The organism is Streptomyces sp. CC228A, from assembly GCF_021390935.1.
Lineage (GTDB): Bacteria > Actinomycetota > Actinomycetes > Streptomycetales > Streptomycetaceae > Streptomyces.
Genome location: NZ_JAJPUI010000002.1, coordinates 245,931 through 265,423, shown reverse-complemented (window position 1 = coordinate 265,423; position 19,493 = coordinate 245,931). Strand labels below are relative to the sequence as shown.

The 19,493-nt window shown below is 73.8% G+C and carries 12 protein-coding genes; 10 read left to right on the top strand and 2 right to left on the bottom strand.

Annotated elements, in window-relative coordinates; translation table 11 throughout:
- Position 1: 1 nt before the first annotated feature.
- The 8 genes from ligA (at position 2) to L6E17_RS06560 (ending at position 12,013) form a co-directional block, all read left to right on the top strand.
- Positions 2 to 2,161: an NAD-dependent DNA ligase LigA gene (gene ligA, locus L6E17_RS06595; RefSeq protein WP_236240379.1), complete on the top strand. Its 2,160-nt coding sequence runs from the start codon at positions 2 to 4 to the stop codon at positions 2,159 to 2,161.
- 280 nt (positions 2,162 to 2,441) lie between these two features.
- Positions 2,442 to 4,592, top strand: coding sequence for a bifunctional diguanylate cyclase/phosphodiesterase (locus L6E17_RS06590; protein ID WP_236239831.1), 2,151 nt, complete (start codon positions 2,442 to 2,444; stop codon positions 4,590 to 4,592).
- Between the two features lie 135 nt (positions 4,593 to 4,727).
- Positions 4,728 to 5,024 carry an Asp-tRNA(Asn)/Glu-tRNA(Gln) amidotransferase subunit GatC gene (gene gatC / locus L6E17_RS06585; RefSeq protein WP_018531282.1) on the top strand — a complete coding sequence of 99 codons (297 nt, stop codon included), beginning with the start codon at positions 4,728 to 4,730 and terminating at the stop codon, positions 5,022 to 5,024.
- A gap of 5 nt (positions 5,025 to 5,029) precedes the next feature.
- A complete protein-coding gene (gene gatA / locus L6E17_RS06580; RefSeq protein ID WP_236239830.1) occupies positions 5,030 to 6,529 on the top strand; it encodes an Asp-tRNA(Asn)/Glu-tRNA(Gln) amidotransferase subunit GatA in 1,500 nt (499 codons plus the stop codon).
- Positions 6,526 to 6,765 carry a hypothetical protein gene (locus tag L6E17_RS06575; protein WP_236239829.1) on the top strand — a complete coding sequence of 80 codons (240 nt, stop codon included), beginning with the start codon at positions 6,526 to 6,528 and terminating at the stop codon, positions 6,763 to 6,765. Before gatA ends, L6E17_RS06575 begins: the two co-directional genes overlap by 4 nt.
- Before the next feature lie 16 nt (positions 6,766 to 6,781).
- Complete coding sequence (gene gatB, locus L6E17_RS06570; protein WP_236239828.1) at positions 6,782 to 8,296, top strand: Asp-tRNA(Asn)/Glu-tRNA(Gln) amidotransferase subunit GatB; 1,515 nt, start codon at positions 6,782 to 6,784, stop codon at positions 8,294 to 8,296.
- 774 nt (positions 8,297 to 9,070) lie between these two features.
- Positions 9,071 to 11,395 (top strand): MMPL family transporter, encoded by a 2,325-nt coding sequence (locus L6E17_RS06565; protein ID WP_236239827.1) that lies wholly within the window; start codon positions 9,071 to 9,073, stop codon positions 11,393 to 11,395.
- Between the two features lie 39 nt (positions 11,396 to 11,434).
- On the top strand, positions 11,435 to 12,013 hold the full coding sequence (locus L6E17_RS06560; RefSeq protein WP_236240378.1) for a GNAT family N-acetyltransferase: 579 nt from the start codon (positions 11,435 to 11,437) through the stop codon (positions 12,011 to 12,013).
- A 486-nt stretch (positions 12,014 to 12,499) separates the two neighbouring features.
- Here L6E17_RS06560 and L6E17_RS06555 read toward each other — a convergent pair whose 3' ends face one another.
- Both L6E17_RS06555 and L6E17_RS06550 read right to left on the bottom strand, forming a co-directional pair.
- The gene (locus L6E17_RS06555; RefSeq protein WP_236239826.1) at positions 12,500 to 13,654 is read right to left on the bottom strand and encodes a sorbosone dehydrogenase family protein; all 1,155 of its coding nucleotides are present in this window, start codon (positions 13,652 to 13,654) and stop codon (positions 12,500 to 12,502) included.
- Positions 13,655 to 14,080: 426 nt separating this feature from the next.
- Complete coding sequence (locus tag L6E17_RS06550; protein WP_236239825.1) at positions 14,081 to 15,088, bottom strand: aldo/keto reductase; 1,008 nt, start codon at positions 15,086 to 15,088, stop codon at positions 14,081 to 14,083.
- 75 nt (positions 15,089 to 15,163) lie between these two features.
- Here L6E17_RS06550 and L6E17_RS06545 point away from each other — a divergent pair, with 75 nt between their 5' ends.
- Positions 15,164 to 16,111: a 2-hydroxyacid dehydrogenase gene (locus L6E17_RS06545; RefSeq protein WP_236239824.1), complete on the top strand. Its 948-nt coding sequence runs from the start codon at positions 15,164 to 15,166 to the stop codon at positions 16,109 to 16,111.
- Positions 16,112 to 16,491: 380 nt separating this feature from the next.
- On the top strand, positions 16,492 to 19,491 hold the full coding sequence (locus L6E17_RS06540; protein ID WP_236239823.1) for a bifunctional diguanylate cyclase/phosphodiesterase: 3,000 nt from the start codon (positions 16,492 to 16,494) through the stop codon (positions 19,489 to 19,491).
- Positions 19,492 to 19,493: the final 2 nt, after the last annotated feature.

The window sequence follows — 19,493 nt, the reverse complement described above, 5'->3', positions numbered from 1 at the left end:
CGTGCCGGCGGAGGCCCGGGAGGAGCACGCCCGGCTGGCCGAGCAGGTGGAGGAGCACCGCTTCCGGTACTACGTGAAGGACCAGCCGGTCGTCAGCGACGCCGAGTTCGACCGGCTCCTGCGCACCCTGGAGCGCCTGGAGGAGCAGCACCCCGGGCTGCGCACCCCCGACTCCCCGACGCAGAAGGTCGCGGGGGCGTACGAGACGGAGTTCACGGCGGTCCGGCACCGGGAGCGGATGCTGTCCCTGGACAACGCGTTCGACGACGAGGAGCTGGCCGCCTGGGCGGAGCGGGTGGCGCGCGACGTCGGCGCCGCCGAGCACCACTTCCTGTGCGAGCTGAAGGTCGACGGCCTGGCCGTGAACCTCACGTACGAGAAGGGGCGGCTCACCCGCGCCGCGACCCGCGGCGACGGCCGCACGGGCGAGGACATCACCCCCAACGTGCGGACCATCGCGGACGTCCCCGACCGGCTGAAGGGCGACCGCGTCCCCGACCTGGTGGAGATCCGGGGCGAGGTGTACTTCCCGATGGAAGCGTTCGAGGAGCTGAACGCCCGCCTCGTGGCCGCCGGGGACAAGCCCTTCGCGAACCCGCGGAACGCCGCCGCGGGATCGCTGCGCCAGAAGGACCCGAGGATCACGGCGACGCGTCCCCTGCACATGGTGGTGCACGGCGTCGGCGCCCGTGAGGGACTGGCCATCGACTGCCTGTCGCACGCCTACGAGCTGCTGCGCGAGTGGGGGCTGCCCACCGCCCGGCACAACCGCGTGGTCGGGGACCTGGACGGCGTGCGGGAGTTCATCGCGTACTACGGGGACCACCGGCACTCGGTGGAGCACGAGATCGACGGCGTGGTCGTCAAACTCGACGAGATCCCCCTCCAGGGGAGGCTGGGCTCCACGTCGCGCGCGCCGCGCTGGGCCATCGCGTACAAGTACCCGCCGGAGGAGGTCAACACCAAGCTGGTGAACATCCGGGTCGGTGTGGGCCGTACGGGCCGCGTCACGCCGTACGCCCAGGTGGAGCCGGTCACCGTCGCCGGTTCCGAGGTGGAGTTCGCCACGCTGCACAACCAGGACGTGGTGAAGGCCAAGGGCGTCCTCATCGGTGACACGGTCGTGCTGCGGAAGGCCGGAGACGTCATCCCGGAGATCCTCGGCCCGGTCGTCGACCTGCGGGACGGCAGCGAGCGCGAGTTCGTCATGCCGTCCGCGTGCCCGGAGTGCGGCACGCCGCTGAAGCCGATGAAGGAGGGCGACGTCGACCTGCGCTGCCCGAACGGCCGGACCTGCCCGGCGCAGCTCCGGGAACGGCTGTTCTACCTCGGGGGGCGCAAGTGCTTCGACATCGAGAACTTCGGCTACGTCGCGGCGGCCGCGCTGACCCGCCCGCTGGAGCCGGCCGAGCCGCCCCTGGTCGACGAGGGCGACCTGTTCGACCTGACGATCGAGCAGCTGCTGCCGATCAAGGCGCACGTCCTGGACCAGGACAGCGGTCTGCCGAAGCGCGACCCGAAGACCGGCGAGGAGAAGGTCGTCACGGTCTTCGCCAACCAGAAGGGCGAGCCGAAGAAGAACGCCCTGGCCATGCTGAAGAACATCGAGGAAGCCAAGAGCCGCCCGCTCGCCCGGGTCATCACCGCGCTCTCCATCCGCCATGTGGGTCCCGTCGCCGCCGAGGCGCTCGCCCGCGAGTTCCGCTCCGTCGACCGTATCGAACAGGCCACGGAAGAGGAGCTGGCGGCGGTGGAGGGCGTCGGCGGGGTCATCGCGCAGTCGCTCAAGGAGTGGTTCGCGGAGGAGTGGCACCGCGAGATCCTGCGCAAATGGCGGGCTGCGGGCGTCCGGATGGAGGAGGAGGGCGCCGGCGAGGAGGAGGGCCCGCGCCCGCTGGAGGGGCTCACCGTCGTCGTCACCGGCACGCTGGAGAACCACACGCGGGACGGTGCCAAGGAGGCCCTGCAGGCACTCGGCGCGAAGGTGACCGGCTCCGTCTCCAAGAAGACGTCCTTCGTGGTGGCCGGCGAGAACCCGGGCTCCAAGTACGACAAGGCCGTGCAGCTGAAGGTCCCCGTGCTGGACGAGGCCGGTTTCGCCGTGCTCCTGGAGCAGGGGCCGGACGCCGCCCGCGAAGTGGCCGCGCCCGTCGAACAGTAGAGCGGCAGGCGGAGGAGGCAGGGGAAGCGTAAGACCGGGAAGGAGCAGTAAACGGCCGGAAAAGGTCACCCGTTCGGCCCATATCGGCTGCATACGGGTGGCTGGGTCGCATTCGGGCAAGAGCTGTAGAGCGCTGCCCGCGGAAGCCCTCCGCGGCCTACTGTTGAGCTGTGCGCCTGTTGTGCACGGCCGCGTGGGGACACTCCCGCCGTGGTGACATGACACGAGGCCACCACCACCAGGCAGAGGCAACGGCACCGCCGGCTGTGAGAGGGACGGAATGAAACCGACCGAGAGTGCCGACCCGGTCGCGCGGCCGCGTCCGTACGCGCCCGTCGGCGCGGCGTGCGCGGGACTCGTCGCCCAACTGCCCGCCATCGTCGTGGCGCTCGCCGCGGTCGCCCTCGCGACCGGGTTCTACCGCGCCGTCAGCCACGGCCACGCACTCTTCCCCGGCGGCGCCACGGGCTGGTCCCTCGCCGTCCTCACCGGCATCGTCGTGGGCCACCTCGTGGCCCTCGGCCGCGACCGCTGGTGGGGCGGCACGGGCTCCGGCGCCGCCCTCACCCTCGCCGTCCTGCTCCTGTACGGCTGGGTGCCCGCCGGCCTGGTCAGCCTGGCCGTCGTCGTCCTCGTGGGCGCCGCCCGCAGGCACCGGTGGCGGCAGGGCCTCCTGCACGGGGCCGCCGACGTCCTCGGCATCGGCTCAGCCGCCCTCGTCCTGGCCGCCTTCGGGGACGTGCCGTCCGTCGAACGGCCCTGGGAGCCCCTCGAATGGGGGATCGCCGCCGTACCGGAAGTCGCGCTCGCCGCGGGCACGTACCTGGTGGTGACCCGGATCGTCCTGTGGTACACGCTCGCGCCGCCCGCCGGCGGCCTGCCCACCGCGGCCCGCACCGCGCTGCTCCGCCAGGGGCTCGTCGCCGTCGCCCTGCTCGGCATCGCCCCGCTGATCTGCGTCGTGGCGGTCTCCCTGCCGGTGCTGCTGCCGCTCTTCGCCGTGCCTTTAATCGCCCTCGACTCCACGCTGTGGATCGCCCGCGCCCGCGCCGAGGAGCAGTTGCGCGACCCGCTGACCGGACTGCCCAACCGGCAGTGGCTGCTGGAGCGCACCTGGACCGCCCTGGAGGCCGCCGAGGCCGACGGCGTCCGCACCGCCCTCGTCCTCATCGACCTCGACCGCTTCCGGTCCGTCAACGACACCCTCGGGCACCTCGCGGGCGACCGGCTCCTCCTGCAGATCGCCGAGCGCCTGCGGCTCGCCCTGCCGCGGGGCGCCGAGGCCGCCCGGCTCGGCGGCGACGAGTTCGCCGTCCTCCTGCCCACCGCCGACTCCCCGACCAGCGCCCAGCGCGTCGCCCGGCTGCTCGCGGCCGAGCTGTCCTCCCCCCTCGACCTCGACGGACTCACCCTCGTCCTGGAGGCAAGCGCGGGCGTCGCCGTCTTCCCCGACCACGCGCTGGACGCCGAGGGCCTCCTCCAGCGCGCCGACGTCGCCATGTACCAGGCCAAGCGGGACCGCACGGGCGTCGAGGTGTACGAGTCGAAGCGCGACTCCAACACCCCCGACCGGCTCGGCCTCCTCGGGGACCTGCGCCGCGCCCTCGACGCCGGCGACGTGGAACTGCACTACCAGCCCAAGGTCCGCTTCGACGGCCACGTGGCCGGCCTGGAGGCACTCGTGCGCTGGGTGCACCCCGAGCGCGGCAAGGTGCCCCCGGACGAGTTCATCGCCATCGCCGAGTCCTCCGGCCTGATGCCGCACCTCACCGAGTACGTCCTCGAGACGGCGCTCGGCCAGGTCGCCCGGTGGCGCGCCCAGGGCCTGGACGTGCCGGTCGCCGTCAACGTCTCGCCGCGGGACGTGCACAGCCCCGGCTTCGCGGGGGCGGTCGCCGCCCGGCTCGCCCGCCACGGCGTCCCGGCGGGCGCCCTCCAGCTGGAGATAACGGAGCACGTGCTGCTGGAGGACCCGCAGCGGGCCGCGGACACCCTCGCGGGACTCACCGGCCACGGCGTGAAGATGTCGCTGGACGACTTCGGCACCGGCTACTCCTCGCTCGTGCACCTGCGGCGGCTGCCGGTGAGCGAACTGAAGATCGACCGCTCGTTCGTCGCGCGGCTCGCCGTGGACAACGAGGACGCCGAGATCGTCCGCTGCACCGTGGACCTCGCGCACTCCCTGGGCCTCCTCGTCGTCGCGGAGGGCGTCGAGGACGACGAGACGTGGGAGCGCCTGCGGGACCTCGGCTGCGACGCGGTGCAGGGATGGCTGGTGGCCGCCGCCATGCCGCCCGCCGAGACCACGGCGTGGCTCCGCGCCCGCGGCAAGCACGGCTGGCGCCGTCCCGCGGCCGCCCTGCCGCCGTCCCCGTCCGGCCAGGCGTCCGACCAGCCGTCCGACCAGCCGTCCGGCCAGATCGTCACCTGAGCGCCCCGCCGGCGGCCCGCCGCGGCACGCCGGCGGGCCGGGGCGCCGGCGACGGGGCAAACCGTTTAACGGGTGAGGGGCACCGCCCCATAGGATTGGGCCAAAATCCACACACTCACCCCTGAGGATCGCTGCATGCCTGGCATCACGCGCGAGGAGGTCGCCCACCTCGCCCGGCTGGCGCGTCTGGAGCTGAAGCCCGAAGAGCTCGACCACTTCGCAGGCCAGCTCGACGACATCATCGGCGCGGTCGCCCGCGTCTCCGAGGTCGCCGACCAAGACGTCCCGCCGACCTCCCACCCGCTGCCGCTGACCAACGTCATGCGCGCGGACGAGGTCCGTCCGTCGCTCACCCCGGAGCAGGCGCTCTCCGGTGCCCCTGCCCAGGAGCAGCAGCGTTTCAAGGTGCCGCAGATCCTGGGGGAGGACTGACCGTCATGACGGACACCCACATCATCAAGCTCACCGCCGCCGAGATCGCGCAGAAGATCGCGTCCGGTGAACTCACCGCCGTCGAGGTCGCCGAGGCGCACCTCGCGCGCATCGCCGCCGTCGACGAGAAGGTCAACGCCTTCCTGCACGTCGACCGCGAAGGCGCCCTCGCGCAGGCCCGCGCCGTCGACGAGAAGCGCGAGCGCGGCGAGGAGCTCGGCCCGCTCGCGGGCGTGCCGCTCGCCCTGAAGGACATCTTCACCACCCAGGACATGCCGACCACCGTCGGCTCCAAGATCCTGGAGGGCTGGCGGCCGCCGTACGACGCGACGCTCGTCAGGAAGCTGCGCGCCGCCGACGTCGTCATCCTCGGCAAGACCAACATGGACGAGTTCGCCATGGGGTCCTCCACCGAGAACAGCGCCTACGGTCCGACCGGCAACCCCTGGGACCTCAGCCGCATCCCCGGCGGCTCCGGCGGCGGTTCCTCCGCCGCCCTCGCCGCCTACGAGGCGCCCCTCGCCATCGGCACCGACACGGGCGGCTCCATCCGCCAGCCGGCCGCCGTCACCGGCACCGTCGGCGTCAAGCCGACCTACGGCGCGGTGTCCCGCTACGGCATGGTGGCCTTCTCCTCCTCCCTCGACCAGGGCGGGCCGTGCGCCCGCACCGTCCTCGACGCGGCCCTGCTGCACGAGGTCATCGCCGGGCACGACCCGATGGACTCGACCTCCATCGACGCGCCCGTCCCGCAGGTCGTCGAGGCCGCCCGCAACGGCAGCGTCGAGGGCATGCGCGTCGGTGTCGTCAAGCAGTTCCGCGGCGAGGGCTACCAGGCCGGCGTCGTGCAGCGGTTCGACGAGTCCGTCGCGCTCCTCAAGGAGCTCGGCGCGCAGATCGTCGAGCTGGACTGCCCGTCGTTCGACCTCGCGCTGTCCGCGTACTACCTGATCGCGCCCTCGGAGTGCTCGTCCAACCTCGCCCGCTTCGACGGCCTGCGCTACGGGCTGCGGACCGGCGACGACGGTTCGCGCTCCGCCGAGGAGGTCACCTCCCTCACCCGCGAGGCCGGCTTCGGCGCCGAGGTGAAGCGGCGCATCATGCTCGGCACGTACGCCCTCAGCTCCGGCTACTACGACGCGTACTACGGCTCCGCGCAGAAGGTCCGCACCCTCATCAAGCAGGACTTCGACCGGGCCTTCGAACAGGTCGACGTGATCGTCTCCCCGACGACCCCGACCACGGCCTTCCCGATCGGCGAGCGCGCCGACGACCCCATGGCCATGTACCTGGCCGACCTGTGCACCATCCCGACCAACCTGGCCGGCAACGCCGCCATGTCCGTGCCGTGCGGCCTCGCCCCCGAGGACAACCTGCCGGTCGGGCTGCAGATCATCGCCCCCGTGATGAAGGACGAGCGCCTCTACCAGGTGGGCGCCGCCGTCGAGGCCGCCTTCGTGGCACGCTGGGGCCACCCGCTGCTGGAGGAGGCACCGTCGCTGTGAGCGCACTGACCAAGGCCAAGGGCTTCAAGAGGTCGAAAACCGGTACGTACCTGTCCATCGGCACCACCGCGTTCGGCGCCGTCAGCGTCATCAAGCAGGCCCGCAAGGCCCGGACCGAGCACGACACGCTGCAGCTCGTGGACGCGATCGTGTCCGCCGCTGCCATCGTCACCGGCCTCGCCATCCTGGTGCGCGAGCTGAAGCGCATCGGTGACGACGATGTCCTGTTCGGCTGAGAGGGAAAGTTTCACCGTGACCGCCACGACTGACCTGGTGTCGTACGAGGACGCCCTCGCCACCTTCGAGCCCGTCATGGGCCTGGAGGTGCACGTCGAACTCGGCACCAAGACCAAGATGTTCTGCGGCTGCTCGACCGAGCTGGGCGCGGACCCGAACACCCAGACCTGCCCGGTCTGCCTCGGCCTGCCCGGCGCGCTGCCCGTCGTCAACGCGATCGGCGTCGAGTCCGCCATCCGGATCGGCCTCGCACTGAACTGCGAGATCGCCGAGTGGTGCCGCTTCGCCCGGAAGAACTACTTCTATCCGGACATGCCGAAGAACTTCCAGACCTCCCAGTACGACGAGCCCATCGCCTTCCACGGCTACCTCGACGTGCAGCTGGAGGACGGCGAGGTCTTCCGCGTCGAGATCGAGCGCGCGCACATGGAGGAGGACACCGGCAAGTCGACCCACGTCGGCGGTGCCACCGGCCGCATCCACGGCGCGCAGCACTCCCTGCTCGACTACAACCGCGCGGGCATCCCGCTCATCGAGATCGTCACCAAGCCGATCGTCGGCGCCGGCGACCGCGCACCCGAGGTCGCCAAGGCGTACGTGGCCGAGCTGCGCTCCCTGATCCGCGCCCTCGGCGTGTCCGAGGCCCGCATGGAGATGGGCCAGATGCGCTGCGACGTCAACCTGTCGCTGCGCCCGATCGGCACCGAGAAGTTCGGCACCCGCAGCGAGACCAAGAACGTCAACTCGCTGCGCTCCGTCGAGCGGGCCGTCCGCTACGAGATCCAGCGGCACGCCGCGGTCCTCGTCGGCGGCGGCACGATCGTGCAGGAGACCCGCCACTTCCACGAGGACGACGGCTCCACGACGTCCGGCCGGGTGAAGGAGGAGGCCGAGGACTACCGGTACTTCCCCGAGCCCGACCTCGTGCCGGTCGCCCCGTCCCGCGAGTGGGTCGAGAAGCTCCGCGCCGAGCTGCCCGAGCTGCCGCGGCTGCGCCGCAACCGGCTCCGCGAGGAGTGGGGCGTCTCCGCCCTCGACATGCAGGCCATCCTCAACGCCGGGGCCATCGACCTGATCGTCGCCACGATCGACGCGGGCGCCCCGGCCGACCAGGCCCGCAAGTGGTGGATGGGCGAACTGTCCCGGCAGGCCAACGAGTCCGGCACAGCGCTGGACGAGCTGGCCATCACCCCGGCGCAGGTGGCCCGGGTCACCGAGCTCGTCGCCTCCGGCGACCTCAACGACAAGCTGGCCCGCCAGGTGATCGAGGGCGTGCTGGCCGGCGAGGGCGACCCGGACGCGGTCGTCGAGAAGCGCGGCCTGAAGGTGGTCTCCGACGAGGGCGCCCTGGGCGCCGCCGTGGAGGAGGCCATCGCCGCCAACGCCGCCATCGCGGACAAGATCCGCGGCGGCAAGGTCGCGGCGGCCGGCGCGCTGGTCGGCGCCGTCATGAAGGCCACCCGCGGCCAGGCCGACGCGGCCCGGGTCCGGGAACTGATCCTGGAGAAGCTGGGCGTCAGCGAGGGCTGACCCCCGCGTCCCGCGAGGGGCGGCGCACCGGCACGGTCCGGCGCGCCGCCCCTTCGTCGCGTCCGGGGCGCGGTGGCGGGGGGCGCACGGCCGTGGCGTGCGCGTGGCCGGGCCCCGCGGGTGCCGTGCCGGTGAGCCGCGTCTGAGGGCGCCGTGGCGGGCGGGCGTGCCGTTCCGGCGTACGCGGGGCGCGCGACGGCGGCTGAGGGCGCGGGGTCGGCTGAGGGGTACGGCGGCCGCCGTACCCGGGCGGGGGAGCCGTCAGCCCTTGCCGCCGGGGCGCTCGGGCGGCGGAGCGGCTATCCCGTACCGCCGGGACGCTCGGGCGAGGGGGCCGTCAGCCCGCGCGGCGACCGTGCCTGTGCGGGGGAGCCGTCCTCCCGTGCCGCCACTGTGAGGGGGAGCGGTCCTCCCGTACCGCCGCCGCCGTGCCCGTACGGGCGGGCAGTCCTCGCGTGCCGCCGCCGCCCCCACGGCGGCAAGCAGGCCACCTCGTGCCGCCGCCGTGCCTGTGAGGGGGAGCCGCCGGCGCCGGCCGCCCCGCGGGGCGGCAAGCAGGTCACCCGCACCCCCCGCCGCGCCCCTGCGGGGCCCGCTTTTCCAGGGGTCGGCAGGCCACCCGTACTGCCGAGGGCCCCCCGCCATCCGGCCTGTGAGTAAGCCCACGAAAGGGGCAAATGATCTCTTTTGGCTGTCAGAGTGGCAGACCAGCAGGTCATGTGTTCTTCCGGGAGGTTCCCGGCACGAACCGCACACCCCTCAGGGAGCGACCCTTTGGCAGCCCTCGCCCGGTGGTGCATGCGCCACCGCCTCGTGACCGTACTGCTCTGGCTGGCCGCGCTTGTCGGCGTGACCGCGGCCGCGGGCATCGCCGGCTCCGCGTACTCGAACGACTACGACGTGCCCGGCACCGAGTCCGGCCGTGCCGCGGCCGTGCTCCAGGAAAGCTTCCCCGGTCAGGGCGGCAGCAGCGGCACGATCGTCTGGCACACCGACTCCGGCACCGTCCGCGCCGCGGCCGTCGAGCAGCGGATGACGGACATGCTGGACGAGGTCGGCGAGCTGCCCGGGGTCACCTCCGTGACCGGCCCGTACGGCTCCGCCACCGTCCCCGAGGCGACCGGCGGCATCGACGCCTCCCGCGCGGGCGACGCCGACCCGCAGTCCGCGAGGACCGCGCAGGCCGCCGAGGCCGACGCCCACACCTCCGGCGGGTACAGCGGCCAGATCAGCGAGGACGGCCGCACTGCCTATGCCACCGTCGCCTTCGACCAGGCCACCGACGACATCCCGCGGGAGCAGGCCCGGGCCTTCGTCGACACCGCCCGTGCCGCGGCCGGCGACGGGGTCGAGGTGGCCGTCGGCGGGACCGTCGCCGCGCTCACCGAGAGCGAGAGCGCGCACACCGCCGAGATCGTCGGCGTCGCCGTCGCCGCCGTGGTGCTCTTCCTGGCCTTCGGCTCCCTGGCCGCCAGCGCGCTGCCCATCGCCACCGCCCTGGTCAGCGTCGGCACCGCCTACTCCGGGATCGCCCTGCTCGGCCACGTCATGTCCGTCGCCGACTTCGCACCCATGCTGGGCATGCTCATCGGCCTCGGCGTCGGCATCGACTACGCGCTCTTCATCGTCACCCGCCACCGCAAGGGCCTCAAGCGCGGTCTCACCGTCGCCGAGGCCGCCGAGAGCGCCGTCGCCACCACCGGGCGGGCCGTCGTCTTCGCGGGCGCCACCGTCTGCATCGCGCTCCTCGGCATGCTGATCCTCGGGCTGGGCTTCCTCAACGGCGTCGCCATAGCCGCGTCCCTCACCGTCATCCTCACCGTCGCCGCGTCCGTGACGCTGCTGCCCGCGTTGCTCTCCTTCATCGGGATGCGGGCCCTGTCCCGCCGCGAGCGCCGCCGCCTCACCGAGCACGGCCCGCAGCCCGAGCTGCCCACGGGCTTCGCCGCCCGCTGGTCCGCGTTCGTCGAGCGGCACCCGAAGAAGCTGGGCGCGGTCGCCGCCGTCGTCATGCTCGTCCTGGCGCTGCCGACGCTGTCGCTGCGCCTCGGCACCTCCGACCAGGGCAACGACCCCGCCTCGGCCACCACCCGCCAGGCGTACGACCAGCTCGCCGAGGGCTTCGGGCCCGGCGTCAACGGTCCGCTGACCGTCGTCGCCGAGCTGGACGGCGCCGCCGACCGGGTCGCCATGAACGAGCTGCCCGGCCAGCTGCGCGCCACCGCCGGCGTGGACTCCGTCGGCCCCGTCACCTACAGCGGCAACGGCAGCACGGCGACGGTCACCGTCGTCCCGGACTCCGCACCCCAGTCGCAGCAGACCAGCGACCTCGTCGAGCGGCTGCGCGCCGACGTCCTGCCCGCCGCCGAGCAGGGCACCACACTGGACGTCCACGTCGGCGGCATCACGGCCGCGTACGACGACTTCGCGCAGGTCATCATCGGCAAGCTGCCGCTGTTCGTCGGCGTCGTCATCGCCCTCGGCTGCCTGCTGCTCCTACTCGCCTTCCGGTCCCTCGGCATCCCGCTGAAGGCCGCGGCCATGAACGTGGCCGCCGTCGCGTCCGCCTTCGGCATCGTCGTGGCGATCTTCCAGTGGGGCTGGGGCAGCGAGCTGCTCGGCCTCGGCAGCGCCGGCCCCATCGAACCCTTCCTGCCGGTCATCGCCGTGTCCGTGCTCTTCGGGCTCTCCATGGACTACCAGGTCTTCCTGGTGAGCCGGATGTACGAGGAGTGGCTGGAGACCAGGGACAACCGGCGCGCCGTCCGCGTGGGGCTCGCCGAGACCAGCCGGGTCATCAACTCCGCCGCCGTCATCATGATCGCCGTGTTCCTCGCGTTCGTGCTGTCCGGCGACCGGGTCATCGCGATGTTCGGCATCGGCCTCGCCGCCGCCGTCGCCCTGGACGCCTTCGTCCTGCGCACCCTGCTCGTACCGGCCCTCATGCACATGCTGGGCGGGGCGAACTGGTGGCTGCCGCGGAGTCTGGACCGGATCCTGCCGAAGATCAGCATCGAGCCCCCCGAGGTCCCCGTACCGGCAGCCCGTGCGAGGATCCCGGAGAAGCGCACGAGCGGCGACGGAGAGCTCGTGCCGTAGCCCGCCGGCACGGCGGGGGAGCGGGGGGAGACCACCATGGTGTTCGCGATGTCCCTGGGCGACGACGGCGCCGAACTGTGCCCGCTGGAGCCCTGGCAGGCCGAGGAGTACCTCGCGCACATCGACCGCGGCCGTGACTTCATCGGCCGGTACGTCGGACTGCCGGACGTGTGCAAGGACCTCGCGTCGGCCCGGGCGTTCCTCCAGTCGTACGCCGACAAGACGGCCGCCGACGCGGGGCGCCTCTACGCCATCCGGCTGGACGGCACCCTCGTCGGCGGCGTCATGTTCCGCACCATGGACCCCGCGATGGGCACCTGCGAGGTCGGCTGCTGGCTGGAGCCCGCCGCCGTGGGGCGCGGCCTGGTCACCCGGGCGGCCACGGCGATCATCGACTGGGCCGTGGAGGTGCGCGGCATGCACCGCGTCGAGTGGGTGGTCGCCCCGGCCAACACCGACAGCATCAACGTCGCCAAGCGCCTCGGCATGACCCGGGACGGCGTGCTGCGCGGGGTCTACCTGTACCGGGGTGAGCGGCAGGACAGCGAGGTCTGGTCCGTCCTCGCCCCGGAGTGGCGCGCCCACCGGAAGGCGGCCCGGGCCGTCCCCGGCAGCTGAGGCGGCCGGGGCGGGCAGCCGGCCGAGTCCGGGCAGCCGGGGCCTGGCAGTCGAGTCCGGGCTGCCGGGCCTGGCAGCCGAGTCCGGGCAGCCGAGTCCGGGCTGCCTGGGCCTGGCGGCCTGGGCCTGGCAGTCGAGGCCGGGCTGCCGGGGCCGGATCCGACCGGCTGCGGCCGCCGCGGGACGGCGGGTGGGGGCGTCCCGCGCGAGGAGCGGCGACCGCCACAGCCACCGCCCGGACTTGTGCCGGCCTTCGCCCTCCTGGGCCTGCCGTCCCCCTGTCTGCTGCGCAGGCATGGCCTTCCGCGGCCATGGCAGGCACCGTCCCCCCGCGGCCCGTAGAGGTCGGCCCCGGGCAGGGACGCCGCCCCAGGGCAGCCACCCGCGCTCCCCCGGGGCAGCCACCGCCGTCCGCCCCAAGGCGGGCGTCAGGCGGGCGCGTGGTCACCCTCGGTGAAGGCCGTCACCCCGGCGGGCGGCGCCCCCTCACCGCACCTCCAGCAGCAGGATCCGGTCGTCGCCGGGCTCCGGCGTCCCGCGGCCGTCGGTCTCGCTCGTGACCAGCCAGAGCCGGTTGCCGCCCGCCGCCAGCACCGTGCGCAGCCGCCCGTACTCGCCTTCGAGGAACGCCTGCGGCGCGGCGGAGGGTTCCCCGCCGGCCAGCGGGATCCGCCAGAGCCGCTGGCCGCGCAGCCCGGCCATCCACGCCGAGCCCGCCACCACGGCGAGACCGCTCGGCGACGCCTCGGCCACGTCCCACTGCGCCACCGGGTCGACGAAGTCGCCCGACCCGCCGTCCTTCCCCTCCACCTCGGGCCAGCCGTAGTTGCGGCCCGGCTGGATCAGGTTGAGCTCGTCCCACGTGTTCTGGCCGAACTCCGACGCCCACAGCCGCTTCTCCCTGTCCCAGGCGAGGCCCTGGACGTTGCGGTGGCCGTACGAGTACACGACGGAGTCCTCCTGCGGGTTGCCGTGCAGGGGCTGCCCGTCGGGGGTCATCCGCAGGATCTTGCCGGCCAGGGAGTCCTTGTCCTGGGACAGCCCCGTCTCGCCGGTCTCGCCCGTGCCCGCGTACAGCATCCCGTCGGGCCCGAACGCGATCCGTCCGCCGTTGTGGATGACGCCCTTCGGGATGCCCCGCAGGACCGTGTCGGGGGCGCCGAGCTGCTGCCCGGCCGGTCGGCTCTCGTCGTAGATCATGCGGGCGATGCGGTTGTCGGACGCGGTGGTGAAGTACGCGTAGACGAGGTGGTCCTCCCCGTACGAGGGGGACAGGGCGAGGCCCAGGAGCCCGCCCTCGCCGCCCGGGTCGACCCCGGGCACCTCGCCGACCTCGGTGAGCTTCCCCGTCTCCGCGTCGACCCGGGTGATCGTGCCCTCGTCCCGGGAGGACACCAGCAGGTCGCCGCCCGGCAGCTCGGCCAGCCCCCACGGAGACGTCAGCCCCTCGGCGACCGTCCGCACCACCCGTACCGAGCCCTTGGCGGGCGGTGCGGACGGGGCGGGGGAGGCGGACGGGGAGGGCGCGGGGCTCGCGGACGCGGACGGCGGCGGCGTCCCGGTGGCGCCGGGCGGGCTCTGCCCGTCCGAGGCGCAGCCGGTCGCGACGAGCAGCGCGGAAGCGGCCAACAAGGCCGTCATGGTGGGACGTTGCACGGTTCGGATCCCTTCCCCCAGCGGTGTCGCGAGCAGCACGTCCAGCCTAGGCCCCCGGCGGGCGGCCGCCCTTCACCACCTGCGTGTCGGCATCCTCGGACGCCCCGCGCGGACCGTCACGCCCGGCCCCCGGCCCCCGGCATCCTCGGACGCCCCGCGCGGACCGTCACGCCCGGCGCCCCGACCGCCCCGGCCCCCGACCGCCGCGCCTGTCCGGCCGCCTGCCGCCCACCGCGCCCGTTCGGTCTGCCCGCCCCGCCTGTCCGGCCGCCCCGTCCGCCCACGCGCGCGCCCGGTCCGCCCGCCCCACCCGTCCGCCCCACCCGTCCGCCGCTCTCGCCCGCCGCTCCCGCCCGTACAGCGGTCTGCCGCCCGCCCGTCCGACGGCCGGCCGGGCGGGCGGGCGCCGGTTCAGTCCCAGGAGCCGAGGGCGGGCGGAAGGGCCGCCAGTTCGGCCAGGTCGCGGGCGGTGAGCTCCAGGGCCGCCGCTCCCGCGTTCTGCACCGCCCACTCGGCCCGCTTCGTGCCCGGCACGGGCACCACGTGGCGCCCCGCCGACAGCACCCACGCCAGGGCCACCTGCGCGGGGGTGACGCCCGTGCCCGCGCCCCCGTGGCGCTCCGCCACCCGCCGCAGCCCCGCCACCAGCGGCTGGTTCGCGGCCATCATCTCCGCCGTGAACCGCGGATGCCGGGCCCGCATGTCCTCGGGCTCGAAGCCGCCGCCCGGCGTCAGCGTCCCCGTGAGGAAGCCGTTGCCCAAGGGCATCGCCGCGAGGAAGCCGACGCCCCGCGCCGCGCACCACGGCAGCAGCCGGGCCAGCGCCTCCCGCGACCACAGCGACAGCTCCGCCTGCACCGCCGCCACCGGGAAGACCTGCTGGACGCGCTCCAACTGCCGGATCGTTCCGTCGTACAGGTCGTACGGGCCCCGGCGTCCGCCGCGCACGCCCACCGCGCACAGGCCCAGCGCCCGCACCTTGCCCGCCGTGACCAGCTCGGCCATCGCCCCCCAGGTCTCCTCCACCGGCACCTTCGGATCCGCCCGGTGCAGCTGGTAGAGGTCGATCACGTCTGTCTGCAGGCGCCGCAGCGACGCGTCGCAGGCCCGCCGCACGTACGAGGGGCGGCCGTTCGCCACGATGTGGCCGTCACCGACCACCAGACCGCACTTCGTCGAGACGAACGCCTCCGCCCGGCGCTCCTTCAGCACCCGGCCCAGCAGCAGCTCGTTCGTGTACGGGCCGTACATGTCCGCCGTGTCCAGCAGGCTCACCCCGGCGTCCAGCGCCGCGTGCACGGCCCGCAGCGAGCGGTCACCGCGCCGCTGGGAAGCGCTGTAGGCCCAGCTCATCGGCATGCAGCCGAGGCCGACCGCCCCCACGCCCAGCCCGGTCGCTCCGAGTGTCCTGCGCTCCAACTCCCCGTTCCTCCCTGTGCAGCGCACCCAAAACTAACCAATGGCGGACCGGCGCCTTCGCCTAGCCTCCTGGGCATGACTGCTGATGTGTGGCTGCCGATTGCGGCCGACGAGATCGACGGGCTGCCCGGGGCCTCCGCGTCCGGGCTCACCTACCGCTTCTGGGACGGCGGGCCGGACTTCCCGGCCGACCCCGCCGACTGCGCCTTCTACGTCGTCCCGTACATGAAGGGCATGGAGACGGCGATACGGCCGCTCACCGCCATGGGGTCGCTGCGGGTCGTCCAGACCCTGTCGGCGGGCGTGGACCACGTCACGCCCGGCCTCGGGGACGTACCGGCGGGCGTGGCCCTGTGCAACGCCCGAGGCGTGCACGAGGCCAGCACCGCCGAGCTCGCCCTCGGGCTGGTCCTCGCCTCGCTGCGGGGGATCCCCGGCTTCGTCCGCGGGCAGGACCGCGAGGAGTGGCGCGCCGGCTTCTATCCGGCGCTCGCCGACAGGTCCGTGCTGATCGTCGGGTACGGCTCGATCGGCGCCGCCATCGAGGACCGGCTCGCGCCCTTCGAGTGCGCCCGGGTCATGCGCGTCGCGCGCTCCGCGCGCACCACCGAGCGCGGGCCCGTGCACGCGCTCGGCGATCTTCCCGCGCTCCTCCCGGAGGCGGACGTGGTGATCCTGTCCACACCGCTCGCCCCTGACACGCACCACCTCGCGAACGCCGCGTTCCTCGCCCGCATGAAGGACGGGGCGCTGCTCGTGAACGTCGCCCGCGGCCCGGTCGTCGACACCAAGGCCCTGCTAGCCGAGGTGGAGAGCCGCCGCATCACGGCCGCTCTGGACGTCACCGACCCCGAACCGCTCCCGGCCGGGCATCCCCTGTGGCATGCCCCCGGCGTGCTGATCAGCCCCCATGTCGGCGGCTCCACCTCCGCGTTCATGCCCCGGGCCAAGCGGCTGATCGCGGAGCAGGTGGCCCGCTTCGCCGCCGGAGAGGAGCTGCGGAACGTCGTCCTCACCACGTAGGGCCGCGGCGGCCCCTGCCCCGGGCACGTACCGGGGCAGGGTGACTCCGGCGCGTGCCTTCGGTCGTTGCCTGCGGTAGGGCTTCCGAGGCTTATACGCTCGGGAGTGATATGTGCGCCCTGTGTGCCTATAAGAAGCTTGATCGCTACGGACTGTACACAGCCCCTGTCCCTGAGTGACGAACCTGGTGTATCGTCGCATCTTGGGGGCACGTCGAAAGGCGGCACGTAGCGCCGGGGAACGACGTGATTGCCGACGTGATGGCTGATCGGAACGCAAGGGGGGCGACGGGTGATGCGCGGTCGACGCAGCACGGATCCGCAGCGGCAGAACCACCGCGGGTGCGGACCCGCCGGAGCGGATCAGGCGGGGGTCTTCCGATGAGCGCCCCGGGCGTGCTCATCGACCCCCGGTCCCTGCCGGGCCCGGGCGGGCCCGGCGGCAGCGGAAGCCCCGGAGGGCCGTCCGGAGGTACCGGATCCCCGCCCGGAGGCGCCGGCGGAAACGCCGCCCCGCTGCTCCTCGCCCTCGCCTGCGGCGGCTACGCGCTCGGCGCGCTGCTCGGCTGGGGATCCCGGGAACTCGCCTTGATCATGGGGGACTTCGGGTTGAGCGCCGCCGCGCTCGCCGCCTCCGCCTCCTGCTTCCTGTACGCGCGTGCACACGACCGCCGCATGCGGCCCGCCTGGCTGCTGTTCGCGTTCTCCTCCGCCATGGCCGCCGCCGGGAACGCCGTCTGGGGCTGGTACGAAGTCGTACAGGACCGGCCGGTGCCCAGTCCCTCCCTCGCCGACGTGTTCTTCCTGCTCTTCGCGCCACCCGCGATCGTCGGCCTGCTCGTCCTCGCCAAGCGGCCCGTCACCCGCGCCGGATGGATCTGCCTCGCGCTCGACTCCTGGCTCATCGCGGGCTCGCTCCTCACCCTCTCCTGGAGCCTCGCCCTCGCGCACACGGCGACCTTCCGGGGGGAGAGCGTCGCGGGCGCCGCGCTCTCCCTGGCCTACCCGCTGCTCGACATCGTGCTCGTCAGCATGGTCCTCGCCCTGCACTTCCGGCGCTCCAAGGGCAACCGCTCCGCCGTCCACACGGCCATCGCCGCCCTCGCCCTGACCGTGCTGTGCGACGCCCTGTTCACCTCGCCGCTGCTGCGCGACACCTACCGGTCCGGCCAGCTCCTCGACGCCGGCTGGTTCGCGGGCTCCCTGCTCCTGGCCTACGCGCCCTGGGGCGTGCGCCGCGCCGCCGACCTCCCCGCGCCGCCCCGGGGCGCTCCGCGCCAGGCCCGCCACTCCAGCCGCCCCATCGCCGGATCGCTCGCCGCCCTCACCCCGTACCTGGCGGCCGCGGTCTGCACCCTCAGCATCCTGTACAGCGTCATCGAGGGCCGCAGAGTGGACCGCGTCGTCGTCTTCACGGGCTGCACCGTGGTCCTCGCCCTGGTCGTCCGGCAGGGCATCATGCTGCTGGACAACATCGCCCTCACCCACGAACTGGCCCAGAAGGAGAACCACTTCCGGTCGCTGGTGCAGAGTTCGAGCGACGTCATCATGATCGCCGCCCCCAACGGCGTCCTGCGCTACGTCAGCCCCGCGGCGACCGGTGTCTACGGGCGGGACGCCGACGACCTCGTGGGCACCGAGCTCGCCGCCCTGATCCATCCCGACGACCTCGGAGCCGTCGTCCACGAGGTGCGCCGTTTCCTGGCCAGCCCGCCCTCGGAAGAGCCCACCACCCGCATCGAGTGCCGGTTCCGGTCCGGGAACGGCGACTGGCTCAACGTGGAGTCCACGGTCAACCGGCACCAGGGCGGGCTGATCTTCAACAGCCGGGACGTCACCGAGCGGGTCCGCCTCCAGGCTCAGCTCCAGCACAACGCCGAGCACGACCCGCTCACCGACCTGCCCAACCGCGCCCTGTTCACCCAGCGCGTCCGCCAGGCCCTGGGCGGCCGCCGGGCCGGGGACTCCGGCACCGCCGTGCTCTACATCGACCTCGACGGGTTCAAGGGCGTCAACGACCGGCTCGGCCACCAGGCCGGCGACGAGCTGCTCGTCCAGGCCGCCCGCCGCCTCCAGGACTCCGTACGGGCCGGGGACACCGCCGCCCGCCTCGGCGGCGACGAGTTCGCCGCCCTCATCGCCGGGGACGGCGGGCAGGACCCGGCCGCCCGCGAGTTCCAGGTCCACGAGATCGCCGACCGGCTGCGCCTCACTCTGTCCCAGCCCTACGACATCGACGGCGCCGAGGTGCGGGTCGCCGCGTCCATCGGCGTCGCCTTCGCGGAGCCCGGCATCAGCGCCGGTGACCTGCTGCGCAACGCCGACCTCGCCATGTACCGCGCCAAGGCCGGCGGCAAGGGCCGGGTCGAGATGTACGTCCCGCAGATGCAGGCCGACGCCGTCCGCCGCACCGAGCTGCAGGGCCGGCTCCGCACCGCCCTGCACGACGGGGCGTTCGCCCTGCTGCACCAGCCCGTCGTCGACCTGGCCACCGGGCGGGTGGCCGCCGTCGCCGCCCAGCCGCGCTGGCGCTCCGCCCAGGGCATCCTCTTCACGCCCGCCGAGTTCCTGCGCGTCACCGACGACGGCGGGGAGCGCGCCGCGGAGCTCGGCCGCTGGATGCTGGAGAAGGCCGTGGAACAGGCGGCCGAGCGGCACCGCGCCGGTCACCGCGTACCCGTCTCCGTACGGGTCCCCGCCCGGCGGCTGCTCGACAGGTCCCTGCCGCCGGCCACCGTCGAGGCCCTGCTGAGCCGCTACGGCCTGCCCCCCGAGGAACTCGTCCTGGAGCTCTCCGACAGCGACCCGCGCATTCCTTTCGACGAGCTGGAGCAGCGGATCGCCGCCCTGCGCCGACTCGGCGTGCGGATCGCCCTCGACGGCTTCGGCAGCGGATACGGGGCGCTCACCGCCCTGCGCCGGCTTCCGGCCGACATACTGAAGTTCGACCGCGGCCTGATCGAGGGCGTCGTCGAGTCCACCCGGCTCAACAAGATCACCGGCGGCCTGCTGAGGATCGCCCGCGACCTCGGGCTCCAGGCCGTGGCCGACGGCGCCGACGTCCCCGAGCAGGTCCTCGCCCTGCGCTCCATGGGCTGCACCCACGCCCAGGGCATGGCCTTCAGCGGCCCGCTCGACGAGCACCGGCTGCGCCGGGCCCTGAGCAGGGGCGAGTTCCCGCTGCCCGGCGCCCTGCCGGGCGGCGGCGCGGCCCGGGCCCCGGCAGGGCGGCCGGGGAGGCGCGAGGCCGCTGCCCGTCTTCAGCGGCGGGCCCGGCGGCGCGGCCTCCGGAAGCCACGCGGACGGCCGCGGCGGCGGCCGGGCGGGCGGCCACGCGAGCGGCCACGGCGGCGCGGTCCTTCCCCCGATACGCTCACATAATG

What these genes read in the sequence shown, in the direction of transcription:
- L6E17_RS06590 (WP_236239831.1), top strand. Translation starts at nt 2,442, where the DNA reads ATGAAACCGACCGAGAGTGCCGACCCGGTCGCGCGGCCGCGTCCGTAC.
- gatC (WP_018531282.1), top strand. Translation starts at nt 4,728, where the DNA reads ATGCCTGGCATCACGCGCGAGGAGGTCGCCCACCTCGCCCGGCTGGCG.
- gatA (WP_236239830.1), top strand. Translation starts at nt 5,030, where the DNA reads ATGACGGACACCCACATCATCAAGCTCACCGCCGCCGAGATCGCGCAG.
- L6E17_RS06555 (WP_236239826.1), bottom strand. Translation starts at nt 13,654, where the DNA reads ATGACGGCCTTGTTGGCCGCTTCCGCGCTGCTCGTCGCGACCGGCTGC.
- L6E17_RS06545 (WP_236239824.1), top strand. Translation starts at nt 15,164, where the DNA reads ATGACTGCTGATGTGTGGCTGCCGATTGCGGCCGACGAGATCGACGGG.
- L6E17_RS06540 (WP_236239823.1), top strand. Translation starts at nt 16,492, where the DNA reads ATGAGCGCCCCGGGCGTGCTCATCGACCCCCGGTCCCTGCCGGGCCCG.